This is a genomic window from Pseudomonas sp. C2.3V (genome assembly GCF_058536325.1).
Map to the genome: position 1 here is coordinate 4,024,026 of NZ_JBZUBN010000001.1, position 26,355 is coordinate 4,050,380.

The following is a 26,355-nucleotide window of genomic DNA, read 5'->3' on the forward strand; positions in this document are numbered from 1 at the left end:
GCAGTGTTTCAATCATAGCCAAAGGTCATCAGACAAGCCGCTGTTTTATTTGATCTTCTGGTGTCAATGAGGTCTGGGACAGCGCGAACCCCTTCTTGCCGCGCCGCTTGACCTCATACATGGCCCGATCGGCATTCTTGAGCAGCTCGTCCAGATCCACACCCTGCTCCGGATACAGAGCGATACCGATGCTGGTAGAGAGGTAAAGGCGGTGCGGCCCGATGATCAGGTCAGCCTCAATGGTCTTCAGGATCTTCGTGGCGACATTGCTGGCATCCTCGATCCGCTTCAGATCACCCAACAGCACAACAAACTCATCGCCCCCCAGGCGGACCACCGTATCACTCTGACGTACAGCACTCTTCAGGCGATGCGCTACTTGCCTGAGGACTTCATCGCCCACGTCATGCCCCAGGGTGTCGTTGATCTCCTTGAAGTGATCGAGGTCCATCAGCATGACCCCCAAGACCTCCTGGTTTCGCTTGGCCCGCTCGATGGCCATGCTCATCCGGTCGGCCATCAGCGTGCGATTGGGCAAGCCGGTCAAACCGTCATGCAGAGCCTGGTAGCGCATCAGCTCCTCGGCCCGCTTGCGCTCGGTAATGTCGTAGGCAATCCCCAGATACCCCGTGATCTGCCCCGTCTGGTCACGCAACGCCGTCACGGCCAGGTTGACGGGTAACCGTACCCCGCCACGGCAGACAAAACCGCATTCGTGTTCCTCCTCGGGCTTTTCCTGCGCCAGCCTGACAAAACTCTCCCACTCCGTCACCCTACGGCCCAGCGCCTGGCTCAGCTGCTCGGCCTTGACCGATTGCTCATTGGCATCCAGCAGGTCGCTGATGTACTGCGTCTCGACCAGCTCTGCCCGGGAGTAGCCCAGCAGCCGTTCACCGGCCGGATTAACTGTACGCAGGCGGCCCTCAGGATCGGTCGAGAAGATGCAGAACGGCGAATGCAGCAGGATCGCCTCGTTCAGGGCACCTGTCATCAAAGCCTGCTGCCGTGCCTGATGCAGGTCAGTCTGGTCACTGATCAGCACAATCAAACGCTGGACTCCATCCTGCTCGGCGACCGTAATGGCCATATTCAGGCTGCGGCACTGACCTTTTGCCGACGCGTATTGCGTGTCGAGCCAGACACTGCTGGCCGTACCCTGACGCAGATCATCCAAAATGCGATCACCCTTCACAGCCAGCAGATGCGCCAGCGAGCGCCCCTTGGCCTCAGCAGCTGGCAAACCCAACATCTGCTCACCTGCTGGATTGATTTTCAAGACAGTCATGGCCGGGTCGCTTTCCGTGATCACGATGCCTTCCGCCGCCCCGTCGATAATGGAGCGTATCCGCGCTTCGCTTTCCCGGTAGGCGCGACTCATACGATCTGCCAGTTGCTCGGCACGGGCACGCATGGTGGCCAATGACGCCACCAGCACACAGAGCAGCAGGGTAAGTCCCAGACCACTGAACAATACGACCTGTGCACGGCTGGCAGGGGCTGCTGTCTCGAAGGCAGGCAGGGTAACGAAACGCAATGTCCACTGCCGTCCGGCTACGTCAATATGTTGGAGGCTGTCGAATCGGGGTATGTAACCTGGCAGGGTACTCACCAGATCCATACGCCTTGAATACAGGCGGTTTGCCGCTGCAGGTTGCTCACCATCGTAGATTTCAAGTGCCAGATCATCGGCACGGTCTTTCAGGGCGGCCGTCATCAGATCGCCCATCCTGAAGGGGGCGAAAACAAACCCTCGCAAGGCTTTGCGTCGCTGCTCGACCGTCTGGGTCGGCATGTCGCTGAAATAGGACGGTACGAACATCAGGGTACCGGCCTGAGGATTCTCGGTCTCCTGCACAAGCGTGATCTTCCCGCTCAGGCTTACCTGGCCTGAGTCACGGGCCTGTTCGGCCGCCGCTCGCCGGTTCGCCTCGGAAAACATATCGAACCCGAATGCCCTCAGGTTGCGTCCCATAAAGGGCTCGATATAGAGAACAGGAATGAACGTATCGCGTCCGCTGCCGGTTCTGATCTCGTAACCTGGAAAGCCCTCTTTCTGGACACGCTCCTCAAAACTGCTCTTATCGTGAGCGGCAATCAACGGGGCGAAACCAAAACCCTGCATCCCCGGGTAATCCTCTTCGAGTCGCATGTTTTCGGCAAACTGGCGCCATTCCAGTCGGGAAATTTCATCGCCGGCATTGAACAGGCTGCTCCCCGCCCGCAACAGGCGTTCATAGCGTGCCATTGCGCCATCCAGCTCCCGGGTAATTTCCGATGCGCCACGGGAAAAGCGCTCACGGGCGGCCTCCTGCTCAGAACCTTGCAGGATGTGCCAGGCAAACAGCGTCACGGTAAGCCCAAGGGCTGCCACACTGGAGACCAGTACGAGGGAGCGCTGGGTTAGCCACAGGGAAAACGAGGATCGAAACATGATCATTCAACGAGACAGTCAGATGGATAGGCGGTAACCCAGTCTTCATATCGGCAGAAAGCAATGGAGTTTAAGGTCTGACCTGCAGCGAATACCGACCGGCGTGAGGCATGCGGATGCAGATGAGCGCAGAACAGGTATAGCCAAAGGCTTACACGCACAAGGCGTCATTGGCTCTAGGTATGAATGCATAAGGTGCGTAATCTACACCTATCGGACTGCAGCGCAGGAAGCGCTCAGGTAGATCAAGGATGAATGACCAGGCCAGGATGGCAGCTCGACAGGACGTTGAGTAAGGTCAACCAGAAAACCCGCTTCGGCGGGTTTTTTGTTGCCCGCCAGAAAGTCTTTTTCCTCGCCTTACCATCCCCGCGTACCCATGCAAGTCGTTTAGCCTGTTTTTCTTGCCGCGGTCACATAACGTGATCAGAAATCAGTAGCAGGATGCCAACCGTTTCACTACCCTACGCCGCTTCTTGTTGGCAAATAGCCATCAATCGGCAAGGCTAGCAGCAGATGATCGTCCGTCTGCCCGTTGCACCTTCGTACTCATGTTTTTGTGAGGGGCGCCGATACAACGATCAAGCTGATTGAGCTGATGAAGCCAACTGAAAACGCTCAGGCATGAGCCTTAGGTGGCAGGAAATTCGACGGACCGTAAATACCGTCCAGTTAGTTTGCGTCATCCAGTTTGCTGAGCCTTGTTAGCCCTTAGAAGCAAATACAGATCATGAATACACACAACACTCAAAAGCATTACGAACAACGCCAGCCGCAAGCCTATCGGGGCACGCCGTTTTGTGTGCATTCGACCCAGTGGCTGGGCGCTGTACTGCGCAAGTTTGATGTCGCTGAAACCAATTATGCTTCGGAGCAGGCCCGCTATTCGCGCCTGAATGCCAGCTCCGATCCGGAAGAGGTACTCGCCTTCTTCGTCCTGATAAGTACCCTGGTAACCCAGGCACTGGACTGCCATCCGTTCCCCGAGCCGCTGCAGGCTGAGCTGGAGCGTCTGGAGCAGCACCTTGAGATGACTGTCAACGGCATGCGCGCCCTCTGCGCCGCGTGACGGTTCAGGGGCAGGCCTTGCCAGACAATGCCTGCCCCCCTGCATTATCTTCTCTTCTTGATACCCCGCCCTGCCTGCCAAACCCGGCGCCTGTCTATTTGCTTTGCTTTTATCCGTTGTAGACCATGACACAGGCTCGCCCTGCCCGCTTGGCCTCATACAGGGCTTCGTCAGCATGACGCAGCAGGGTGTGCACAGACAGACCGGCATCAGGGTAAAGCGCCACACCAATGGACGAAGTGGTCTTGAGCTCTCCACATGGCAGCGTCCATGGCGCTTGCAAGGCCAGACACAACCGCTCGGCAATGGTGACCGCCTGGGCCTCGTTCACCTGAGCCAGTACGATCACGAACTCGTCACCGCCAATACGGGCATACAGGTCGTTGGCACGCAGGTTCTGCCTGAGTCTGCTGGCAAATTCAATCAGCAGCTCGTCCCCCACATCGTGCCCCCTCTCGTCATTGATGGGCTTGAATCGATCAAGATCCAGATACAGAACGGCAAAGTTTGAATCGGTCGACGCCTGATCGATCATGAGCTGGATCTGGTCCATGAGGAAGCGTCTGTTGGGCGCGCCCGTCAGAGGGTCGTGGTAGGCCAGCGTTTGAAGATGCTGATCGTAGGCTTTACGTGCTGAGATATCACGGCAGGCAAAAACGACATTGTCCAGAACGCCCTCATTCGTATAGGTACTGGAGAGATGCGTTTCGAACCATATGCAGTGCCCTTGGGCATGGTAACAGCGGCATTCGACCGTCGTATGCGAGACGCTACCCTCCAATAGCATTCGAAACGCACTGCGCAAGGGATCGATATCGTCCGGGTGGATCAGTTCGAACATGTCACGTCCTAGATAGGCAACTGCCCGATGCCCCAGGACATGCTCAAAGGAAGGCGAAACATATTCGATGCCTACTTCCGGCTTGAACACACCAATGATGTCGAGCATGTTGTCAGCAATCAGCCGATAACGCTGCTCGCTGGCTTCGAGCGCCTGCTCTGCCAGACGCCGCTCGGTAATATTGCGGCTGACGATCACAAGCTGGTGGCGATTACCCGCTTCATCGAAACTGGGTGTCTTGATCACTTCCCACGTGTTGAGATGGCCGTCCAGCCCCATGAAGGATTTCTGGATACGCAGCGCCGACCCTTTTTGCCAGGCCTGCTCGTCGGTCTGCACGTTGTAGACAAAAGCCTCATGGAACTCCGGTCGAATCAGCGCCAGCTCCATGTCGGTCTTGCCCACATAGTCAACGCCTTGCAGGCGATAGGTGTCGATCACGATCCTGTTGGTAATCAGCCATCGTCCCTGCCCATCCTTGAGAACAATGAACTCCTGTATGGCATCGATAAGGCCACGGAGCTGAGATTCGCTATCGAGCATGAAAGCAGAAGTGGTCATGGCAGAAGTCTGGTAACTGGGGTGCCTCCAGGTAGGACGCATCTTGTACACCCTGTATCGGCGCAGCCTGCAACAAATTGACATGACCATCCGATCACTCGATGAATGACCATCAGACCGTGGGCACCTCATGCCGGCAGCAGGCGCTCAGCCAATCTCAACTTTTCGTTGAGATGCCTTAAATTATTTCTCATAGAGCAAATCTGCCCAGCGCTTAGAGTGGATCGTTCAATGGAGCGGAGACGATCATGATTGTTCTCAACAAGACGGTTAGTGACGCCCTGCGTCAAAACAAGTTTGCCAATGTGAAAGGCGCAGACTTCAGCCTGACGGGCAACTTTGACGAATTCGTCCGGCTGACTCATAGCTGGGAAGCCATGGAGCGCGACAGTTATTATGGCCAGGCCGAGTCGGGCGCACGGTTCAGACGCTACAGCGATTTCGAGTACCACCCCGTCAATCAGGAGCTGCGCCAGCTCGAACATCGCCCCTATGTACAATCCTTGGCTAACAATCGCTATGTAGGCGGCCTGGAGCGGCACTTTCAGGACTTCTCCGATGAAGTAATCGCCTCCCCTGTTCTTCGCAGCCTGATCGCCCTGGATTTCGAGGTGTACAAAAGCGTATTGCCAGCGCATCTGCATAACGATATGTGGCAGTGCCAGATTCACCAGATTCGGATCGAGATCAACCCCGGCCAGCAGGTCGAAATCACGCCTGAGGGAATTCACTGCGACGGCTACCCCTTCAGCGCAATGCATTTCTGGGGTCGGCATAACATCGCAGGCGCCGAAAGCCGGCTATATAACGTACAAGAGGAGCTGCTCGCCGCGCTGACTTACGAGCACATCCTGGACACGACGTTTTTCCTGGACCGGGAGATGCGTCATTACGTGACGCCTGCGTCCACGAAGGACCCAAAGCGCCCGGCATTCCGTCAGATCATCGCCATCTCTTTCTCTAAACCTGGGACGGCCCATGACATTGTGCGGTAAACCTATGAACGGTCCGATTTCAGCCCGGCAATGAGAGGATGGTGTGAATACGCGTGTTTTAACCCGGAAAGCTCCTGAGCTACGCACCTTCAGCGAGGCCAGTCCGGTCGTCGCTGGCTATTTTACGGTCTCGTTCGTTTTCGGCCTGATGGCTGTGAATGCAGGCTATCCGCTCTGGTTACCGGTCGCCATGTGCTTGTTCGTCTATGCCGGTGCCTCGCAGTTCGCCGCTCTGGCACTGATGACGGCGAACGCCTCGATCGTCACTATCGTGATGACCACCTTTCTGATCAACGCCCGTCACATGCTGATGTCGATGTACATGTCCAGAGCCCTGCGCACGACAGGCCTGAGCCGTCTGGAACGGTGGGTGTATGCGGCGGAGCTGACGGACGAGTCCTTTGCCTTTCACAGCAGCAAGTTGCAGAAAGGCGTTGCGGTCAATGCCCGTTATCTGATCTCGTTCAACCTCTTCTGTCACAGTGCCTGGGTGCTGGGCGCGCTGCTGGGTGCTCTCAGCTCGACCTACACTGCCCACCTGATCCAGTACAAGCTCGACTATGCCTTGACCGCCATGATGCTATACGTGCTGGTCTCGCTTTGTGATTCCAAGGGCAAGCTGGTGGCTGCTCTGGCGGCGGTGGCCTGCATGGGTGTGCTGAACCTGCTGTTCGAGTCCGCCCTGAATGTCTTTATCGCCACGTTCTTTGGCTGCTGGGTAGGCGTATGTCTCAAGAAACGTTCCTGATCCTGATAATCGTCCTGATGACCGCGGTGACACTGCTGCCACGGGTGCTACCGATGCAGCTCAGTACCGAGCGCTGGCCAGGATTCCTGACGCGAACGCTTGAGTTTCTGCCGGTCTGCATCGTCGCCGCCATTACCCTCACACCACTGGTGGTGACGGAAAAGCATGTGAGCCTCATGCGGCCCGAATTCGCTGCTGCCATACCGACGCTGTTATGCGCTTATTTCAGTAAGAACCTGCTCCTCAGTGTGGCGGTAGGCCTGTTGTCGTATATTGCGCTGGGGCGAGTGCTGTAAGGGACGGGTCAGCTGCTCCAGGGCACGAATAGGCAAGTCGACATTGTTGACGACCAGGCGTACCGGCAGCGAATCCTCAAACCCCGGTACGATGGACAATCCATGCTTGCAAGCCGCCGCCCGTGAAACGACGCCCAAGCCATCGAGTTGTTTGATCAGCGAGACGGTCAGGGTTTCGCTACCCGAATAGATCATGCGATGCCCCCATTGGCTCACCGTCTGACCACTGTCTAGAAACCGCTCGAAACTGGTGGAATAAGGGCAGTCGCTGGTCGGCCTAACAAGCAGCTTGTCACTCAGGTCGCTGTACGCCTCTGCATCGGCACCGTGGTAAGCACCTACGACATCAATATGAAGATCAGCCAGCTCAAGGCTGGCCAGATCGGCTTGCGGTGGTCCGATCAGTACCGCAAGGTCGATATTATCGTTACGCAGCTTGCTGAGGTTCTCGATGGACTCGGCAAAGCTGAACTCCAGGTGATAATCGCTGAAGACCTGCATCATCCGCTTGACGATGCACTGGTTGATATCGGCCGGTAGCGTGCTGTTCAGTGCGGCCCGCAGCAGCCGTGGCGTGGCTTGGCTCAACTCGGCAGCCTTGCTGTCCAGTTGCCGGGCGGACTCCACCACCTTCTCGATATAAGGCATGAGCGCGTGACCACGCTCGGTCAGGTGCAATCCCTTGTTGGATCGCTTGAAAATCCTGAACCCGAACTGGTCTTCCGCCTTGTTCAATTGCGCCGCCAGGGCCTGCACGGTCAGGCAGGCCTCATCTGACGCGGCAGACAGAGAGCCTGTACGCGCCACCCGCGTCAGGTTGCGCAGCGTTCTGACATCCATTTTGACGCCCTCGATCAGAAAGGAGCGATGCTGTAGCGATCTGATCACACAATGCTGCGATCTTCTACCTTACCTTAGCAGCTGTCTCAGTGCCTGGCGGTATTAGAGCAGGAATAACCCCTATGAAGAATAGGGGCATTGTGCCGCTGCGGTAATATCAGACGGGAAAAGGAAACGGTGACGGACACGCCCAAACAGGCATGTCCGCTGTAGAGTATTTAGAAATCGATTTCAACGTCCCCTTGCGGAACGCTGCAGCAGGACAGGATGTAACCTTCGGCCTCGTCCTCTTCGGTAATGCCGCCGTTGTGCTCCATGACAACCGAACCACGGGTCTTGAGCACCTTGCAGGTGCCGCAGATGCCCATGCCGCATGCCTTTGGAATATGCAGGCCCAGCTTGGCAGCCGCTCCGTGCACAGTCTCACCTGGTCCAACACGTACACTCATGCCGCTGCCCGCAAATAACACCTCGCACTGATCCGCCAGCGGAACCGGCGGTGTGTCGGCCGCAAGACCGGCCTGTTCGAGAACTTCTTCCTTGACATCCGCAGGCGTCGCGCCAAAGGACTCCTCGTGATAACGGGCCATATCGTAGCCCAGCTCGCGCAGCATGGTTTTCACAGCATTCATATAAGGTGTCGGGCCACAGCAGAACACCTCGCGATCACGAAAATCCGGCGCCATTAATTCCAGCATGCGCCGATCAAAGAAACCGCGATATCCCGCCCAGGCCTCCCCAAGATCACTCCGCTCGCACACAAGATGCAGCGAGAAATTAGAGACCCGCGAGGCCATGTGCTCCAGCTCGCGGTGATAGATGATGTCCTTTGGCGTGCGGGCACTGTGTACAAACACCATGTCCACGTTAGCGTTCGTGTCGAAAAACCAGCGGGCCATGGACATCACCGGTGTGATACCTACGCCACCGGAGAGCAGCAGGACCTTGTCGGACGGGTAGTCAATGGCGTTGAACAGCCCCACCGGCCCATGCACCGCAAGCTCCTGCCCTTCACGCAGGTTGTCATGCAGCCAGTTCGATACCTTGCCACCCGGGACACGCTTGACCGTGATCGAGAAGCTGTAGGGCACGGAGGGCGAGCTGGAGATTGTGTATGAACGCATCACCTGCTGCCCCTCGATCTCAAGCTCCAGCGTCACGAACTGACCGGGCTTGAAAAAGTACATCAGGGGTACGTCCGCCATGAAGCAGAAGGTTCGTACATCCCAGGTTTCCTGAATCGCCTTGACGCAACGTACCGCATGGCGACCATTGGCCCAGGTCTGCGTAGTAACCGGATTCAGAAAGCTGTTCATGCACGTGCCCTCACGCGTTGAGACCCGCCGCATCTTCAGGCGGTGATGGGGCGATTGTGGAGAGGCCCTTTCGTCGGCATTTACCTGCCAACGACATCGGCATGCTTAGAGCGACCAGCCCAGCGTCCACGGGACTTGCCGCGTCGGGAAATGATTCGACCATGTCGCGCGTGGATAAGGCCCCATCCAGACGCAGCCCCACACTGATTTCACCAACCACACGGGCAGCCTTGAACAAGCTGTCCAAACGCCTTGCATCACAACCCTATCAGCCACTTTTTCACCGGCGCACCTGTATGCCGCCGCATGAGGATACCGATGGACGTCACCTACCCTTTGAGTCTGGGCGATCCGCTGGAATCGGCCCGCAAGGCCACCGCAGAGATGCTGCGTACCCGTGAGCGAACTTACTCGATGCCACAGCCGTTCTATAACGATGAGCGTCTGTTCCAGATCGACATGCAGGAGATCTTTGGCAAGGAGTGGCTGATTGCCGGAATGACGAGTGAAATCCCTGCCAAAGGCAATTTTCTCACGCTGCAGATTGGCGATAACCCCGTCATGGTGGTGCGTGGTGCTGAAGGCAAGGTACACGCTTTTCATAACGTGTGTCGGCACCGCGGTTCTCGCCTGTGCGTCAGCGAGAAAGGCAAGGTGGCCAAGCTGGTCTGCCCCTATCATCAATGGACCTACGAGCTGGACGGCCGCCTGCTGTTTGCCGGTACCGAAATGGGCGCTGACTTCAACATGGCGGACTTCAACCTGAAGCCGGTGCATGTGAAAACGGCGGGCGGATACATCTTTATCTGCCTGGCCGACGAGCCTCCCGCTATCGATGACTTCCTGCGTACGCTCGACCATTACATGGAGCCGTACGACATGGAAAACACCAAGGTCGTAGCCCGTACGGACCTGATGGAAGCCGCCAACTGGAAGCTGGTGCTTGAAAACAACCGCGAGTGCTACCACTGCAACGGCTCACACCCAGAGCTGCTCAAGACACTCCTGGAATGGGACGATGTAACCGATCCACGTGCCAACCAGGCCTTCAAGGATCACGTTGCCGAAAGCGCTGCCGCCTGGGAGGCCGAGCAGATCCCGTATGCCCACGCCAGCTTTGGCCTGCGTAACCGCATTGTGCGCATGCCGCTACTCAAGGGCACGGCTTCCATGACGCTGGATGGCAAGCCCGGCTGCAAGAAGCTGATGGGGCGTATCAAGAACCCGGAGTTGGGCTCCATGCGCATCCTGCACCTACCGCACTCCTGGAACCACGCCATGGGGGATCACCTGATTGTGTTCACTGTCTGGCCAATCAGCGCCCAACAGACCGTGGTTACCACCAAGTGGCTGGTGCACAAGGATGCAGTAGAGGGCGTCGATTATGAGGTAGAAAATCTGCGCAAGGTTTGGGATGCCACTAACCAGCAGGACCGAATGCTTGCCGAGGAAAATCAGCGCGGCATCAACTCCAAGGCCTACCAGCCCGGCCCGTATTCACAGACCTATGAATTTGGCGTCATTAATTTCATTGACTGGTACAGCGAACGCCTACTGGCCAACCTGGGCGAGGAGCAGCCCGCACCGCACCTGCGTCAAGTGGGTGCCGATGGCTGATTAACTACTTTGTTTTAAGAACCCCGCTTCGGCGGGGTTTCTTTTGTTCAGTCAAAAACCGTTGCATTTTCAACTGCCAAGCACTGCACGCTTCAGGAAAGCGCAGCGCAATGCAGGCTTGTCGCTATGAAATAATCCGGCCAGTCGTTGGGCCCTGGCTGCCAAGCCTTTCGGCACCCAAAGGACTCAACGCAATCCATTCAAGGATCTGACATGAACAACAATAGCCTGAAAATGGCCCTGGCTTCGGCTGCCCTTGTATTCGGCCTTGTCACTCTACCGGTCCAGGCTGCCAGCAAGGCCGAAACCACCCAGACAGCCAATAGCCGCCCCATCTCCCTGCTGAACCATCAGCTAGTGCTGGCATTACCCGAGGGGTTCGATGTCAGTCCCCTGCCGCCCGGCACAACTGCCGAAGACCCATCAGCACGCGGCAAACTGTATATCAACAAGGCCAGCCAACAGTTGATCGTTACCTCTGAAACGCCGGTGCCAGAAGATAAAAGCGCCAGCAACCGAGTCGTGCTTGCCAAGGCCAAAGCCGCATTCTATGCACGGCAAAAACTGAGCGGCAGCAAATTCAAAGTGCTCAAGGAAAAGACCCTAAAGCGCGACGGCCTGACCCTTCAGCAACTGGAAACCACGTCAGTCATGAACGGCACGCCCATGCGCAGCACCGCCTTTATTGCCGAGGCAGATGCGCGGGTTGCGGTTGTACAGCTGCTGTCCGACCGAAAGGACGAAGCCGCTCACAAGGTCCTGGTACAACACGTCCTGGGCGAGCACTGATTCTGTCTCAGCTATCTTCGGCGGCCCTGGTCTTTTCCTGTCAGGCTGCAAGCGTTTAGCCTTTTGCTGATGGCTACCCTTAAGCATTCCCGATCGCGTCCGATATGCAGGCATCCCTTACAGAGCGAAGGATCGCCTGCCCTTATTTTTCTAACAGGACCGATCATGTTCAGACATTTGAAGATCTCTTACCGGACCCTCTTGAGCTTTGGAGCAGTAGCCGTGCTACTGATCATCCTTGGCATTTCCAACCTGATACAAATGGCTGAGATCCGCCACGCGGGACAAGTCATCGAAAACAATTCCATGCCGAGCCTTGCAACGGCCGATGAGATTGCGTTGAACATCACTCGCCTTCGGGTCGAAGTATTGCGTCTGGTAGCGAACCCGGATAAAGCCGTTCAAGCCAAGAGTAACCAGACCATCGCCACGCTGAGCGAGAAGATCAAGGATTCATTCCAGAAGTACGAAACCCTCCTGTCCAGTGACCAGGAGCGCAAGGCAGTCAATACGCTTAAAACGACGTTTCAGGAGTACATGAATATCCTGGCAACTGTTCAGATGTTCGTAGCCAAGGAAGACGTACCCTCAGCCAACAAGTTGATCAATACTGAACTGGCACCCCGTGACATCATCGTTAACGACCAGAATTTGCTGCTGCAAAAGATCAATCAAGAATCGGCTACCATAGCCGGTCAGGCTGCAGCTGAAAGCTATCAGCAGGCCCAAATGATCGTTGTTGTTATTATCGTACTGGGAGTAATCGTCACGATTGTTCTGGCACTGTTGCTAACTGCCAGCATCGTCAAGCCGATTGGTCAGGCAGTTACTGTTGCCAAGCAGATCGCGGGTGGCGATCTTAGTCAGGATGTAAAAGCCGAAGGCAAGGACGAAGCTGCCGAATTATTGCAAGCACTGGGGAGCATGCAAGTCAGTCTTCGCCAGACCATCGGCCAGATCAGCGACTCGGCTACTCAGCTATCGTCCTCTGCCGATGAGATGAGTGCAGTCATGGAAGAGTCTACCCGTGGTCTTCAGCGCCAGAACGATGAGATCGAGCAGGCGGCTACCGCTGTGAACGAAATGACGTCTGCTGTAGAAGGCGTTGCCAGTAACGCGGTCAGCACCTCTGAAGCATCACAGGCGTCCAGTCATTCGGCTCAACAGGGCCGTGCACAACTAAGCGACGCCATTGCCTCCATTGAAGCACTGACCAGCGATGTCTTGGGCGCTTCTCAAAGTGCCGAGGAACTTGCCGAGCAGGCCCTTAATATCAGCAAGGTCCTGGATGTGATCCGCGCCGTGGCTGAGCAGACCAACCTGCTGGCGCTCAACGCCGCTATTGAAGCCGCCCGTGCAGGTGATGCTGGCCGTGGCTTTGCCGTCGTGGCCGATGAAGTCCGTGCCCTGGCACACCGTACCGGGGAATCGACCCGTGAAATCGAATCCATGATCGGTAGCATCCAGCAGGGGACCGGCCAAACCGTACAAGCGCTTCAGAGCAGTGCCGAGCGTGCCCGCAGCACGCTGGAAAAAGCCAACGCGGCTGGCGAAGCGCTGTCGACCATCACGTCGAATGTGGCCGACATCAACGACCGTAACCTGCTGATTGCCAGCGCCTCCGAGCAGCAGGCTCAGGTCGCCCGTGAAGTGGATCGCAGCCTGGTCAGCATCCGTGACTTGTCGGTACAAACGGCAGCCGGGGCACAGCAGACCAGCGTCGCCACCCAGGAGCTTTCTCGCCTGGCGGTAGACCTCAGTGGTCTGGTACGTCGCTTCTCGCTGTAACCCTACAAGGTGCCGGGTACCTCCGGCACCTTCTTCAAACATATTCAGCAAAGCGAGATAGTGCTCTTGCCCGTCTGGCTTGTTGTAAATGGCCAAAGCACTGCGTTCGAAATTGGGCTGGGAAAGACGCTATGTTTGATAACTGCTTGCGTTAATAGCCTTTTGTGTACGCAACCACTGTGCCTGATAGGGGGCTCTGCACGACCATAGAACGCCGCCGCCGGAACTCGCAACGCAATAGACAGTTTGACTGTCTGACTAAATATTCTGAAGTCATCTGTAAAACGCCCATATCGTTATATGAAAGTTGCTGTCAGGAAAATTATGGGCCTCAGTCGTTCACGTCTTATCGGTTTTGAAGGCTCGGCCAAGAGCAGGTGAACCGATTCATCTTTTGTTGCAACTTAATGTCGACCATCGATCATCTAAACCTCCAGAAATAACAGAACGCTCCGATATTTCGTCATAACCCTTTATCCCACTGCCTGGGTGCATAGCTAGTTTGTGCCTGTCAGGAGAGCTTGTTATGAGAAATCTAAAAATCGCCCATCGGACGTTGCTCTGCTTTGGTGTCATCGCGGCGCTCCTGCTGGCATTGGGTACGTTCAATTTGACCCAACTATCCAAGATTCGCGAAGCGGGGAGCGAAATCGAGCAGAGTTGGCTACCCGGCTTGGCGAGTGTCGATAAGATAGCCATCAATATCGGCACCATTCGCCTTGAAGCCCTGCGGCTCGTTACCGATGACGATCCGGCCATCTTAAAAACATCAAACGTTCTGATCGAAAAACTGGCTACCGATGTGCAAGCTCAGTTAGCCGCCTATGAAAAAACCATCTTCCTTGAAGAAGACCGGCAGTTGTTCAATGAGGTCCAGGTTCACTACAGGGACTACATGACGGGTGTTGCCACTATTCAAAGGCTGGTTGCACAACAGCAAATTGAGCAGGCGCGTCAATTTGTGGCGGATAACATGATAACGACGGGTCGTAACCTCGCCGGAAGCCTATTAAAAGCGCAGCAATATAATCTCGACGAAGCAGATAAATCCGGCACTGTGGCTAGCACTCTGTATGGGCATGTACAGTGGGTATCAGTTCTCGTGATTCTGTCAGCGCTTGTCATTACAGGTGTGTTGGCCTGGATCATGATTAGCAGCATCGTTGCGCCTATTCGCCAAGCCGTCCAGGTTGCCAAGCACATCGCTGGGGGCGACTTGAGCCAAGCCATTACGGTAAAAGGTCAGGATGAAGCGGCTGAACTGCTTGGCGCCCTTTCTACCATGCAGGGCAATTTGCGCTCCACGATTGGTCAAATCAATGATTCTGCCCATCAGCTTTCCAGTGCTTCGGAAGAAATGAATGCGGTCATGAGCGAAAGCACTCGCGGCTTGCAGCGCCAGAACGATGAGATCGAGCAAGCCGCCACCGCTGTGAACGAGATGACCGCTGCGGTAGAAGATGTTGCTGGCAATGCCGTTTCGACGTCAGAAGCTTCCCGAGCTGCCAGCCAGTCTGCTGCACAAGGCCGTACTCAACTGACCGAGGCTATCAATTCTATCCAAGCCCTGACCACCGATGTCCTGGGTGCCTCCCAGAGTGCCGAGGAGCTTGCCGAGCAGGCCCTTAATATCAGCAAGGTCCTGGATGTGATCCGCGCTGTGGCTGAGCAGACCAACCTGCTGGCGCTCAACGCCGCTATTGAAGCCGCCCGTGCAGGTGATGCTGGCCGTGGCTTTGCCGTCGTGGCCGATGAAGTCCGTGCCCTGGCACACCGTACCGGGGAATCGACCCGTGAAATCGAATCCATGATCGGTAGCATCCAGCAGGGGACCGGCCAAACCGTACAAGCGCTTCAGAGCAGCGCCGAGCGTGCACGTAGCACGCTGGAAAAAGCCAACGCGGCCGGCGAAGCCCTGTCGACCATCACGTCGAATGTGGCCGACATCAACGACCGTAACCTGCTGATTGCCAGCGCCTCCGAGCAGCAGGCTCAGGTCGCCCGTGAAGTGGACCGCAGCCTGGTCAGCATTCGTGACTTGTCGGTACAAACGGCAGCCGGTGCACAGCAGACCAGCGTTGCCATCCAGGAGCTTGCCCGCCTTGCCGTAGACCTCAACGGCCTGGTGCGTCGCTTCTCGCTGTAACCCTGATACAACCGGTGCCATCACACTTGGCACCGGTTGTATTTGTCGCAGGCGTCCGCCCCGGCTACTCTCTCTTCTCTTCCTATCACGGCCAGCCGCCCTGCCCATGCGCTACCAACTCGTCATTTTCGACTTTGATGGCACCCTGGCCGACAGTTTTCCATTCTTTCTCGAGTCGCTCGACACACTGGCTCAGGCACATCGCTTCAACCGGTACGACCCAGCCGACTTTGATCGCATCCGCAGCTACGATACCCGCCAGCTGCTGCGTTACTTTGATATTCCACTGTGGAAAATCCCACGTGTCGCGCACCACTTTCAACGCCTGATGGCGCACGGCGGCCATACCATACACCCTTTCGAGGGCGTACCCGCCATGCTGGAGACCCTGCATCAGGCCGGAATACAGTTGGCGCTGGTCACGTCCAATTCACTTGAAAATGTCGAGTGCATTCTTGGCCAGTCGGCTCGCTATCTGGACCATGTCGAGTGTAACGCGCCCCTGCTCGGTAAAAGCTCACGCCTTAAACAGGTAGTCGCCCATTGTAATGTCTCGCCCGATGCCACGATCTGCATTGGCGATGAATTGCGGGATATTCAGGCGGCACGCAAGACAGGTATTGCCTGCGGTGCGGTCAGCTGGGGGTATGCCAGCCCAGAGGCATTACGCAGAGCCGGGCCCGACTATCTTTTCGAACGCCTCGACGCTATCACTTACACCCTTGTTTCTCACCCTACAACGGAGCTTGCATGAAGCGCTTGCCCCTCTGCGTTTTCGGCCTTATCTGGACACTGGGCCATGCCCATGCTGCTGATCTCAACGTGACCTTTACCGATATCGAGGAGGCCAAAGGTGAATTGCTGGTAGCCGTATTCGCTTCGGCCGACGCGTGGGATAACGACAAACCGTTGGAGGCATCCGCCCATATCCCAGTTACAGGGACCACGGTGCAGCATACCTTCAAGAACCTGAAGCCCGGCACCTATGCGGTATCGGTCATTCGAGATGCCAACGGCAATCAGAAGCTCGATACGAACTTTATCGGGATGCCAACTGAGCAGTATGGCTACAGCCAGAACCCTCCACTGAAGATGCGTAAGGCCACGTTTGAGGAAACACGCTTCGAGCTCAACGACTCTATTCAGGCCATTACCATCAAGCTTCGCTGACTAACAAAACTGCTCAAAAAACGATCAATCCTCTGGAGGCCTTGTATGTCGTGGCCTCCAGGCAATCATGAACACTGTATCCACAAGCGAAACCACAGTAATAGTGAGTAGAAAAATCGATCTTGAATTGATTGATCAATAAATGAGCAACTGTCTGGACCCTGCATGGCATAAGGCTTGGCGGCATTAACGAACATGCTGTCCACAGCCAGACGCACAGTAATTGTGGGAAAGCGGCTGGCATGGCTTGAACGAGCAAGTCCTTTGGATGGCTCTGCCTGAATAAAAGGCTAAACCGTCTCATAACTGGCCTGTAATGGCTTAATAATGGCCTTTGTGGATGACAGAGTTTTTTCATCCAAGTCATTGACAGATGAGTTAACCAACCCTCAGCAACAGCTTATCCACAGCTCTTCCCACGGTTCATTCACCTTTTCAGGGCATTTTTAGCTTTATATCGGGTGGATAACTCAATGAAGCGCATGCTCTTCATACAGTGCTGAAATAGAGGGCTCATTAGCTTTGTCAACACTGATCAACAATACAGTAGTTGCCTCTATCCCTTTAAAATCAAGGCTTACAGCCTCTTCCAAACATATTACTCACAAACTTATCCACAAGTTGTTGTGATTACAGGAAAAGCCGCACCTGTTGTTTTGATCAAAAAGTGATCACCTTAGCTAAAGCCGCATGGTTACTAGGGTCGAATAATTATCCAACAGATTATCCACAGGCTCGTGCACACAATTTGTGGGCTTGAAGGGATAAAAAGACAGGCACCCAAAAGCCTCCAGCAAGCCGGAAGCCGACATGAGATATGAAAGTCGTCCTACCGAACGACGCCTTCCTCACGCAGGACCTTGAAAATGGCTTCTGCGCCCGCCTGCGGGGTGACATCTCTCAGGATCTGACCGCCATCTCCTGTTGCCTTGGCCGTGGCGGCGCGAAAACGATCGGCAGCCGTCTTGGCCTTGATGACTTTCAGCCGCTTCGGCCGTGGACGAGCCGGCTGCAAGACAGCCTCTTGCCACAGGAGGTCATCGACGATATCCACGTCTTCAACCTTGATCTCTCCACGCCTTGCGGGCCCAAAGGCGCTTTGACGGGCGGCTGGCGCTGCGTTGTCCACACTGGCGACAAAAGGCAGGCGTACCCTTAGCCGTCGCCTTTGTCCGCGCGGCAGGGCTTGCAGTACCTGGGCATGTCCGGCGTCTACCGATTCAACGTCTGCCAGCCCAACTACCAGGGGCCAACCCAGCGATTCGGCCAGAAGATAGGGCAGCATGCCCGACCCTTCCCCGGTCTCGGCTTGAGTGCCGGTCAATACAACCTGGACCTGAGCCTCCCGAAGGTATTCCACCAGCACCGGTAGAGCATCGGCGCCCTTGGGCTGCTCCAGGACATGCAGGGCAGGCAATCCCATACCCAGGTAGGCGCGCAGCGACTCCTCGTAGGGATTACCGGCATGCAGTACCGTGAGTCGATCACCCGCCAGATGCAGTCCCAGCTCGACCGCTCGGGCATCCTGCTCTGCGCGGCGGGCGCGGGCCGACATGGGATGCGACCCCACCGATACCAGCGTAATCACATTCAATTGGCCGTCGGACATACCGTTTACCTCCATCAAGACTCACGTTGCGTTGCTGAAGCGGTAGTCCTGCGGACGACCGCTTCAGGCCGCTTCCTTCTGCTCACCGCGGCGGTAGGCCTCGACCAGATCGATCAAGGCTTCCAGCACGGCGTTCGAATCTGCAATGACCGACAGGTCTGCCCGCTTGATCATGTCGCACCCCGGATTGAGGTTGATGGCAATGACCTTGTCGCAGGCACCTATGCCCTGTAAGTGCTGTACCGCGCCGGAAATCCCGACGGCCAGGTAGACCCGTGCCGTTACCCAGGTCCCCGTAGCGCCTACCTGCCGGTGACGTGGCATATGCCCGTCGTCTACCGCCACCCGCGAAGCCCCTTCTGTTGCCCCAAGCGCCCGGGCTGCCCGATGAAAGAGATCCCAGTCCTGAACGCCATTGCCACCGGACAGGATGAATTCCGCTTCGGCCATGGGAACAAGCGCCGGATCGACGGCCACGGCCCCCATGTCCTCGATACGCACAAGCGCTCGCAACTGATTGCCGTCAGCCAGCGTGACCGTACGAGCCTCATGTCGTGTTTCACTGACCGGCTCCGCACACTCGGCGCAGGCCAACACTACCCTGGGGACAGGACGCGTCAGATCTTCGCTGCCTGCGCCGGCACGGCCGGTACATAGGCCATCCTTTATCTGCCAGACACATGTGGCAGGCCGCTCATGTAGCGTAGCAGCGAAACGACGACCCAACTCGCCACCACCGGTACGGCTGTCCGGCAACAACCAGTGACGTGGCAAGAACTGGCTCTCTACTGCACGCAGCGCCAGCACGCGCTGTTCAGGCGAGTATCCCGTGTATTCATGACCGCTCAATTGCAATAGCCGGTCAACGCCTGCCTTATCGAAGCCAGACCCCTTGTGCTCGCCAAAGACAATGGCCAACACTGCCCCTGTTGAGCCTGCCAGCTGTCGCGCCAGGCCGAGCAGATCGCGGTCGTGGCTGGAAAGCCGTCCCCCTACCAGATCGGGCACTACGGCAATGATGAAGGCGGGCTCTTCGACCCGATGCAACGGCAGTAGCACCTCCTGGGCCTCACCCAGCCGACGAACCCCGTTGCCCTGCTGAGCGCCACTGCGATCGATACGGCGCAAGCCGCTAGGCCCCTTGAAGCCCAGAGCTGCGTGGGGATTCTTGCGAATGATGCCGTTGGGGCCCATCCAGCGAGGCTGCTCATCGCACGTACTCGCCTGCATCAAGGCGTGCAGGGGATGAAGCCGGTTACGGGCGATCCATTCGGCATGCGGATCACGGCGGAGGATGTCAGTCATGCCCTGCTCCTTTGAAAAAGGTCCGTGCCTGAGTGGGTATCGCGGCGCTCAGGGCCAATCGGGTAATACGGGATGCGCTCATCAGGAGATCTCCACCGCTTCACGCCGGGGCGTGATTGGTTGCTTTACCGGCACGGCGGGTGCCTCGATTACAACTTCGGCGACCAGCTCGGCAATGTCCTTTACCTCCGGACGGGGCGCGACTACCCCCTCCAGCATGGCGGTACATTGAGGGCATCCCACAGCGACAACCTCCGCTCCAGTCGTCTTGATATCGGCCATGCGCATGTCGGGAATCCGCTGCGTACCGGGAATATCGGTAATCGGCGCGCCTCCTCCACCGCCACAGCAGCGAGCCCGGAAGCCGGAGCGCTCCATTTCCTTGACCTCAATCCCGATGGCCTTGAGTACCTTGCGAGGCGCCTCGTACTCTCCGTTGTATCGACCCAGATAGCAGGGGTCGTGGTAGGTCACGCTGCCCCCCTTGTGCTGCCCAAGATGAAGCGCCTGGGCATCCAGCAGCTCTGCCAGAAAGGTGCTGTGATGCAGGACCGTATAAGCCCCGCCCAGCGCGCCGTATTCGTTTCTCAGCACGTGAAAGCTATGCGGGTCGCATGTCACGATCCGGTTGAAGCGGTACCGCGACAGCGTGGCGATATTGCGCCTGGCCAATTGCTGAAAGGTCGCCTCGTCCCCCAGGCGTCGCGCCACGTCACCGCTGTCGCGCTCCTCCAGCCCCAGCACAGCGAAATCAACCTTGGCAGCCTTGAGAATCTTGACGAAAGCCCTGAGGGTCCGCTGGTTGCGCATGTCGAACGCACCATCACCCACCCAGAACAGCACATCGACGCGCTGCTGGTTGGCGATCAGCGGCAGATCAAGGTCCGCAGCCCAGTTCATCCGGTTGACCGGGTTGAAGCCGTTGGGGTTATCCGTGGCAATCAGATTATCGAGCACCTCAGCGCCCTTGTTGGGGGTCGCCCCTTTCTCCAGGGTCAGATGGCGACGCATGTCGACGATGGCATCGACGTGCTCGATCATCATCGGGCACTCTTCCACACAGGCCCGACAGGTGGTGCAGGACCATAGCGTCTCGGCATCGACCAGCGCCTTGCCTTCAAATGAAACAATGGGCGAATGGGCATTGCCACCATGCTCACCAATTGGCTTCCCGGGATAAGGCGAGCCGAAATAACGCGCGTCGGTGCCACCCGCCATGCCGATAACCATGTCCTGGATCAGCTTTTTCGGGTTGAGCGGCTGGCCGGCCGCATAGGCGGGGCACATGGCCTCGCAGCGCCCGCACTGCACACAGGCGTCAAAGCCCAGCAGCTGATTCCACGTAAAGTCCTTGGGTTTCTCCACACCCAGCGGTGCAGCAGGGTCATTCAGGTCCAGGGCCTTCAAGCCACTGGATCGCGCCGCGCTGGCATTGAACGGCGTACGAAAGCGCTCGGGACGGCGGTGAAAAGCCAGATGCAAGGCACCGGCAAAGGCGTGCTTCATTGGGCCACCCCAGGTCATGCCGAAGAATAGTTCCGACACGCCCCAAGCCACGCCTACGGCCAGCACGGCCGCCAGTATCCAGCCGCCAAAATTTTCCGAGAGTACGCCCGCTACGGGCAGCGTAGCAATGAAAAAGCTCGCGGAAAACATCAGTAGGCTTTTGGGCAAGCGCATCCATGGCCCTTTGGACAGGCGTGCCGGTGGGTTGCGGCGACGCTTGGCCACGAACAAGGCACCCGTGAACATGCAAGCGGTGGCCGCCAATAGCGCCCAACCCAGAACACGGTTATGCAGGCCAAATCCATGAACCAGTACAGCCAGCACGGCGGCCAGAACGAAGCCGCCTGCGGTGGCTACATGGGTTCGCGACATATAGCGATCCCGCTCGACCACATGGTGCAAGTCCACCAGATAACGCCGCGGCATGGCCAGCAGACCCCGAATCAGATCGACATGGGCGGGCCGGCCCTGCCGCCAGAGCCGTACGCGTCGAAAAGCACCGATCGCAGCCAGTGCCAGGGCCGTAAAGAGCAGAACGGGAATAAGGATATCTAACATACCGGAGCCTCGTAGGGTGGGTGAGCCAGAGGCATTACCCATCCTCAACATGTCAGGCGGTACCTAAACCGCGGGTAGCCCTCGTGGTGGGTCAGACTGCTCTGCAGCTAACCCACCCTGCGGTTCGCAAAGGCGCGTACTTAAAAGTCCTTGCACAGCCGCAATGCGTCGTAGATTGCGGCGTGGGTGTTGCGCTGCGCCACGCAGTCCCCGATGCGATACAGGAGATAACCGCTACCCTGCTCATTCAAGGCGGGTTGTGGCTCGATAGCGAACAAGGCCTCGATATCGATCTGGCCCTTGTTACGCGAACCGTCCTTCAGCGCGTAGTACAAGGTCTCGTCCGGTCGCACGCCGTTCTCGATGACGATCTGATCGACCACCCGCTCCTCCTTAGCGCCGGTGTATTCGTTTTCCAGTACGGCAATCTTCTTGTCGCCCTCGGGATATACCTTTTCCAGCATGAGATCGCCGGTCATGATCACCTCCTTCGGGTAGAGGCTGCGGTAGTAGGTCGGGAACGTGGTCCCGCCAATGGCTACGCCCGGTTTGATGTCATCGGTGACGATTTCCACCTGTGCGCCTTTATCGGCCAGATAATCAGCCGCCGACATCCCGGAAAATTCGCAAATGGTGTCGTAGACCAACACGTTCTTACCTGGCTCGACCTTGCCGGAAAGAATGTCCCAGCTGCTGACGACCAGGCCTTCGGCCGCGCCCCAATGCTCGTTCTGTTCCATGAATGGATGACCGCCATTGGCCAGCACGACGATGTCCGGACGTAGATCCATGATCGTGTCAGGATCAGCCGCCGTCCCCAGCCGCAGGTCAATATTCAGGCGGGCCAGCTCCAGTTGATACCACCGCGTGATACCCGCGATCTGGTCGCGCTGAGGTGCACGAGCCGCGAGAGTAATCTGCCCACCCAGCTGCTCCTGCTTTTCGAACAGGGTCACGTCATGCCCCCGCTCAGCCGAGACGCGGGCCGCTTCCATTCCCGCCGGGCCGCCGCCGACAACGACTACCTTGCGCTTGGGCCCGGTGGATTTCTCGATGATGTGCGGAACCCCCATATATTCACGGCTGGTTGCGGCGTTCTGAATGCACAGCACGTCCAACCCCTGGTATTGACGGTCGATGCAGTAGTTGGCGCCAACACACTGGCGAATCTGGTCCACCTGCCCCATCTTGATCTTGGCGATCAGATGCGGATCGGCGATGTGGGCACGGGTCATACCGACCATGTCCACGTAACCGCCCTCAAGGATGCGTGTCGCCTGGTTCGGATCCTTGATGTTCTGCGCATGCAGCACGGGCACGCTGACCACATCCTTGATACCGGCCGCCAGATGCAGGAACGGCTCCGGCGGGTAGGTCATGTTGGGAATCACGTTGGCCAAGGTATTGTGGGTGTCGCAGCCAGAGCCGATCACGCCAAAGAAATCCACCATGCCGGTGTCGTTGTAATACTTGGCGATCTGTTTCATATCGTCATGGGTCAGGCCGTCCGGGTGGAATTCATCACCACAGATCCGCATGCCGACACAGAAATCATCGCCGACCTCGGCCCGTACAGCCTTGAGCACTTCCAGGCCAAAGCGCATACGGTTCTCGAAGCTGCCGCCCCATTCATCGGTACGCTTGTTCACACGGGGCGACCAGAACTGATCGATCATGTGCTGGTGCACAGCAGACAGCTCTACACCATCCAAGCCACCCGCCTTCGCCCGGCGCGCGGCCTGGGCAAAATTATCAATTATCCGCCAGATTTCCTCCGGCTCGATGGTCTTACAGGTAGCGCGATGCACGGGCTCGCGGATACCGGACGGCGACATCAGGGTTGGCCAGTGACCACCGTCCCAACGGGAACGGCGACCCATGTGGGTAATCTGGATCATGATCTTGGCGCCGTGCTTGTGCATGGCATCGGCCAGGTTCTGAAAATGCGGAATGATGCGGTCGGTAGCAAGGTTTACCGAACTCCACCAGTGCTGTGGACTATCGATCGCCACGACTGAGGAACCGCCGCAAATGGCAAGGCCAATGCCGCCCTTGGCTTTTTCTTCGTAATATTTGACGTACCGTTCGGTCGTCATGCCGCCATCAGTGGCATACACCTCGGCGTGCGCCGTGCTGAGTACGCGGTTGCGAATCGTCAGCTTGCCGATCTGGATTGGTTGGAACATTGCTTCAAAGGCCATCACGGCACCTCATCTCAGCGAATTACGCACGGTCGGTCTTGTTATCGTTCATTGCGCCGTTACAGCGGCTTCACCACGAACAGGCCGTCGTCATGGCCTTCTTCCGCCCCGCTGTACACCTGCTCGGCCACGGTACGGACCGCGCTGCCTCTGGCGGCGAGGATCTGGTCCATGGCCCCGGCAAACCAGCCGGTAAACATGTAATCCACCTTGCGGTTGACCTTGCCGTACACGTAAACGAAGGCGGAGTGCCGCAGCCGAACCTGGGCCGTACCGGCATCCACGTCGATCTGCTCGATATCGAAGAGTCCCCAGCCGCGCTGGGAGAGGCGCTTCATGTAGTGCTCATACACCTCGACGCCAACCAGCCCATGGCACTCGGCCTCTTTCTCGCACCAGTGCCAGGCGGACTTGTAGCCAGCCTTGTAAAGAATCTCGGCATACTTCTCTGCACCGAGCACCTCTTCGATCCCCATATGGTTATTGACGAAGAAATGACGCGGTACATACAGCATGGGCAGTGCATCGGTGGTCCAGACGCCGGTTTCGTCGTCGACCTGGATTGGCATTTCGGGAGCATGTGTGGCCATGGTGAAACTCCAAACGAATGTGCTTGTGTAGGGTGGGCTACGCCGCGGTACGGTTGATCCACCCTACCGGTGATCGTCGAAGATCAGTGCAGGCTGAATCAGGTCATGGCGGGATCCAGCCGCGGATCTTCAAGAAATGAAATGACTTATTCGCCCCACACCTCGCTGAGTACCCTTACCCAGTTCTCGCCCATGACCTTGCGCACAGTGCGCTCGGACATGCCTCGCTTGAGCAGCGTCTCGGTCAGGTTGGGAAATTCGCCTACGGTGCGGATGCCCAAGGGGTTCACGATCTTGCCGAAGTTGGTTAATCGACGGGCATAACCCTTGTCATGGGTGAGGTATTCGAAGAAGTCCTGGCCGTGGCCTTGGGTAAAGTCGGTACCAATGCCGATGGCGTCTTCGCCAACGATATTCATCACGTACTCAATGGCTTCGGCATAATCATCGATAGTGGATTCGATGCCCTTGGCCAGGAACGGCGCAAACATCGTAACGCCCACGAAACCACCATGATCGGCAATGAACTTAAGCTCTTCGTCGGACTTGTTGCGTGGATGCTCCTTCAGGCCGGACGGTAGGCAGTGGGAATAACAGACCGGTTTTTGGGATTCGAGGATGACTTCTTCAGAGGTCTTGCTGCCGACATGGGACAGGTCGCACATGATGCCGACGCGGTTCATTTCGGCAACGACCTCTCGGCCAAAACCGGACAGACCGCCGTCGCGCTCATAGCAACCTGTGCCTACCAGGTTCTGGGTGTTGTAGCACATCTGCACGATGCCTACGCCCAGCTGCTTGAAGATCTCTACGTAGCCGAGCTGATCCTCAAAGGCATGGGCATTCTGAAAGCCGAAGATGATGCCGGTCTTGCCTTGAGACTTGGCCTTACGGATGTCAGCGGTGGTGTAGACCGGCATGACCAGGTCACTGTTTTCGCGCATCAGCTTCTTTTGCGCCGCGATGTTGTCCACGGTCGCCTTGAAGCCTTCCCAGACCGACACGGTGCAGTTGGCTGCCGTCAGCCCTCCCTTGCGCATGTCCTCAAAGAGCTCACGGTTCCATTTGGCGATGATCAGCCCGTCGATAACGATGCTGTCGGCGTGCAGTTCAGTGGCATTCATCAGGGCAGCTCCCAGGTTTCGCGACGCCGGATCATGTGCCGACGCTTTGAAAGGAGCATATCCCTCAGGTTTTCTGCGCTATCGCGTAAAAACGACAGGGGGATTACCAGAAGCGTCAATGCGCGTTCAACAGGCAGTAACGGCTGACCGCGCCCTGTCTCCAGCGCCAGCCAAAAGCCGGGCAGACGCCTGGAGCAGAACGTTCTAATGCAGACGAAGGACGGAAAAGCGAAAAAATGTCGAAAAAAAACCCCGCAATGCCTTAGCAAGCACGCGGGGTTAAAATGCCCTGTTGGGCCTCAGTGTGTTTCGTCCAGACCAAGCGTAAGGGCGCTTTTCCCGGAAATTCGAGGAGCTAAGCGGCTCAACTCGACAAGAAGCGCTACTTTAGCAGCACCTTCCCAAAATCACCCTGTGACATATTGCCCCTCCCTGACGCCATTAGACTTTCGTTTTATTACAGATAAATAACCATCAGGCGCTCTGCTTACTGGAAAGCGACCTGCATGTATCCAGTACCGTCTTGTGCACTTGCCTTGCCGTTGACCGCTGCCAAGAATCGGTACGGGACTTAACGGAGGATTCGTCATGATGCATGCAGACCTAATCGACCAGGACGACTTCAGGGACCGCCTGATTGCACTGGGTATCGCCGTACCGTCGGGTACTACTCCCGAGCAAGCCTGCCAGCAGGCGCTATGCGGGCTGAACCCTGAACGAGTCACAGCCCTGCGGCGTCTGGTCGAAGAACTCCTGTCAGGTCATGCGACACTATTACCGTCCGTTCGCGAAGCTATTGCTCGTCAGCTGCTACCTGCCCTGGCCCAGCATCGCTAGGCCAGAGCAGCACGTCTA

At 57.1% G+C, this 26,355-nt stretch carries 21 protein-coding genes and 2 pseudogenes; 13 read left to right on the plus strand and 10 right to left on the minus strand.

Annotated elements, in window-relative coordinates; translation table 11 throughout:
- Positions 1 to 28: 28 nt before the first annotated feature.
- Entirely contained in the window at positions 29 to 2,431 is a 2,403-nt protein-coding gene (locus AC4LF3_RS19015) for a sensor domain-containing diguanylate cyclase (RefSeq protein ID WP_491836166.1), read from the minus strand.
- Positions 2,432 to 3,161: 730 nt separating this feature from the next.
- On the opposite strand from AC4LF3_RS19015, the gene AC4LF3_RS19020 reads away from it, so the two are divergent.
- Positions 3,162 to 3,500 carry a hypothetical protein gene (locus tag AC4LF3_RS19020; protein ID WP_491836167.1) on the plus strand — a complete coding sequence of 113 codons (339 nt, stop codon included), beginning with the start codon at positions 3,162 to 3,164 and terminating at the stop codon, positions 3,498 to 3,500.
- Positions 3,501 to 3,609: 109 nt separating this feature from the next.
- Here the strand turns inward: AC4LF3_RS19020 and AC4LF3_RS19025 are convergent, their stop codons facing one another.
- Entirely contained in the window at positions 3,610 to 4,902 is a 1,293-nt protein-coding gene (locus AC4LF3_RS19025) for a diguanylate cyclase domain-containing protein (protein ID WP_491836168.1), read from the minus strand.
- Between the two features lie 248 nt (positions 4,903 to 5,150).
- Here AC4LF3_RS19025 and AC4LF3_RS19030 point away from each other — a divergent pair, with 248 nt between their 5' ends.
- Genes AC4LF3_RS19030 through AC4LF3_RS19040 form a run of 3 tightly spaced genes read left to right on the plus strand, consistent with a single transcriptional unit; the run spans position 5,151 to position 6,941 of the window.
- Positions 5,151 to 5,897, plus strand: a complete 747-nt coding sequence (locus tag AC4LF3_RS19030; RefSeq protein WP_491836169.1) for a 2OG-Fe dioxygenase family protein — start codon at positions 5,151 to 5,153, stop codon at positions 5,895 to 5,897.
- 43 nt (positions 5,898 to 5,940) lie between these two features.
- Complete coding sequence (locus tag AC4LF3_RS19035) at positions 5,941 to 6,645, plus strand: AzlC family ABC transporter permease (protein ID WP_312509240.1); 705 nt, start codon at positions 5,941 to 5,943, stop codon at positions 6,643 to 6,645.
- Complete coding sequence (locus tag AC4LF3_RS19040) at positions 6,624 to 6,941, plus strand: AzlD domain-containing protein (protein ID WP_491836170.1); 318 nt, start codon at positions 6,624 to 6,626, stop codon at positions 6,939 to 6,941. Before AC4LF3_RS19035 ends, AC4LF3_RS19040 begins: the two co-directional genes overlap by 22 nt.
- Here AC4LF3_RS19040 and AC4LF3_RS19045 read toward each other — a convergent pair.
- Positions 6,858 to 7,781 (minus strand): LysR family transcriptional regulator, encoded by a 924-nt coding sequence (locus tag AC4LF3_RS19045; protein ID WP_010796195.1) that lies wholly within the window; start codon positions 7,779 to 7,781, stop codon positions 6,858 to 6,860. The two genes, AC4LF3_RS19040 and AC4LF3_RS19045, sit on opposite strands and share 84 nt — an antisense overlap.
- A 218-nt stretch (positions 7,782 to 7,999) precedes the next feature.
- Positions 8,000 to 9,097: a glycine betaine monooxygenase reductase subunit gene (gene gbcB / locus AC4LF3_RS19050; RefSeq protein ID WP_010796196.1), complete on the minus strand. Its 1,098-nt coding sequence runs from the start codon at positions 9,095 to 9,097 to the stop codon at positions 8,000 to 8,002.
- Between the two features lie 318 nt (positions 9,098 to 9,415).
- Here gbcB and gbca point away from each other — a divergent pair, with 318 nt between their 5' ends.
- From gbca to AC4LF3_RS19090, 8 genes and pseudogenes are all read left to right on the plus strand, one after another.
- Entirely contained in the window at positions 9,416 to 10,714 is a 1,299-nt protein-coding gene (gene gbca / locus AC4LF3_RS19055) for a glycine betaine monooxygenase oxygenase subunit (RefSeq protein WP_010796197.1), read from the plus strand.
- A gap of 213 nt (positions 10,715 to 10,927) precedes the next feature.
- Positions 10,928 to 11,503, plus strand: a complete 576-nt coding sequence (locus tag AC4LF3_RS19060) for a DcrB/PsbP domain-containing protein (RefSeq protein WP_491836171.1) — start codon at positions 10,928 to 10,930, stop codon at positions 11,501 to 11,503.
- 165 nt (positions 11,504 to 11,668) lie between these two features.
- A pseudogene (locus tag AC4LF3_RS19065) lies at positions 11,669 to 12,436 on the plus strand (MCP four helix bundle domain-containing protein); the annotation flags it as partial.
- Between the two features lie 78 nt (positions 12,437 to 12,514).
- On the plus strand, positions 12,515 to 13,291 hold the full coding sequence (locus AC4LF3_RS19070) for a methyl-accepting chemotaxis protein (RefSeq protein ID WP_409521840.1): 777 nt from the start codon (positions 12,515 to 12,517) through the stop codon (positions 13,289 to 13,291).
- A gap of 526 nt (positions 13,292 to 13,817) precedes the next feature.
- Positions 13,818 to 14,579 (plus strand): annotated as a pseudogene (locus tag AC4LF3_RS19075) (MCP four helix bundle domain-containing protein); the annotation flags it as partial.
- Positions 14,580 to 14,660: 81 nt separating this feature from the next.
- On the plus strand, positions 14,661 to 15,437 hold the full coding sequence (locus AC4LF3_RS19080) for a methyl-accepting chemotaxis protein (RefSeq protein ID WP_409521841.1): 777 nt from the start codon (positions 14,661 to 14,663) through the stop codon (positions 15,435 to 15,437).
- 106 nt (positions 15,438 to 15,543) lie between these two features.
- Positions 15,544 to 16,191: an HAD-IA family hydrolase gene (locus AC4LF3_RS19085; protein ID WP_010796201.1), complete on the plus strand. Its 648-nt coding sequence runs from the start codon at positions 15,544 to 15,546 to the stop codon at positions 16,189 to 16,191.
- Positions 16,188 to 16,607 carry a DUF2141 domain-containing protein gene (locus tag AC4LF3_RS19090; protein WP_010796202.1) on the plus strand — a complete coding sequence of 140 codons (420 nt, stop codon included), beginning with the start codon at positions 16,188 to 16,190 and terminating at the stop codon, positions 16,605 to 16,607. The genes AC4LF3_RS19085 and AC4LF3_RS19090 overlap by 4 nt, the downstream gene beginning before the upstream one ends.
- Positions 16,608 to 17,436: 829 nt before the next feature.
- Here the strand turns inward: AC4LF3_RS19090 and etfB are convergent.
- The 6 genes from etfB to AC4LF3_RS19120 all read right to left on the minus strand — a co-directional run bounded on the left by etfB (position 17,437) and on the right by AC4LF3_RS19120 (position 25,500).
- Positions 17,437 to 18,216 (minus strand): electron transfer flavoprotein subunit beta, encoded by a 780-nt coding sequence (gene etfB, locus AC4LF3_RS19095; RefSeq protein WP_010796203.1) that lies wholly within the window; start codon positions 18,214 to 18,216, stop codon positions 17,437 to 17,439.
- A 63-nt stretch (positions 18,217 to 18,279) separates the two neighbouring features.
- Positions 18,280 to 19,521, minus strand: coding sequence for an electron transfer flavoprotein subunit alpha (gene etfA / locus AC4LF3_RS19100; RefSeq protein WP_491836172.1), 1,242 nt, complete (start codon positions 19,519 to 19,521; stop codon positions 18,280 to 18,282).
- Between the two features lie 81 nt (positions 19,522 to 19,602).
- Entirely contained in the window at positions 19,603 to 21,585 is a 1,983-nt protein-coding gene (gene dgcB, locus AC4LF3_RS19105) for a dimethylglycine demethylation protein DgcB (protein WP_491836173.1), read from the minus strand.
- Positions 21,586 to 21,725: 140 nt separating this feature from the next.
- Positions 21,726 to 23,786, minus strand: coding sequence for a dimethylglycine demethylation protein DgcA (gene dgcA, locus AC4LF3_RS19110; RefSeq protein WP_239383457.1), 2,061 nt, complete (start codon positions 23,784 to 23,786; stop codon positions 21,726 to 21,728).
- A 59-nt stretch (positions 23,787 to 23,845) separates the two neighbouring features.
- A complete protein-coding gene (locus AC4LF3_RS19115) occupies positions 23,846 to 24,376 on the minus strand; it encodes a DUF5943 domain-containing protein (RefSeq protein WP_074827213.1) in 531 nt (176 codons plus the stop codon).
- Between the two features lie 146 nt (positions 24,377 to 24,522).
- A complete protein-coding gene (locus tag AC4LF3_RS19120; RefSeq protein WP_010796208.1) occupies positions 24,523 to 25,500 on the minus strand; it encodes a dipeptidase in 978 nt (325 codons plus the stop codon).
- Positions 25,501 to 26,088: 588 nt separating this feature from the next.
- Here AC4LF3_RS19120 and AC4LF3_RS19125 point away from each other — a divergent pair.
- Positions 26,089 to 26,337 carry a hypothetical protein gene (locus AC4LF3_RS19125; RefSeq protein ID WP_010796209.1) on the plus strand — a complete coding sequence of 83 codons (249 nt, stop codon included), beginning with the start codon at positions 26,089 to 26,091 and terminating at the stop codon, positions 26,335 to 26,337.
- The last annotated feature ends 18 nt before the right edge of the window (positions 26,338 to 26,355 follow it).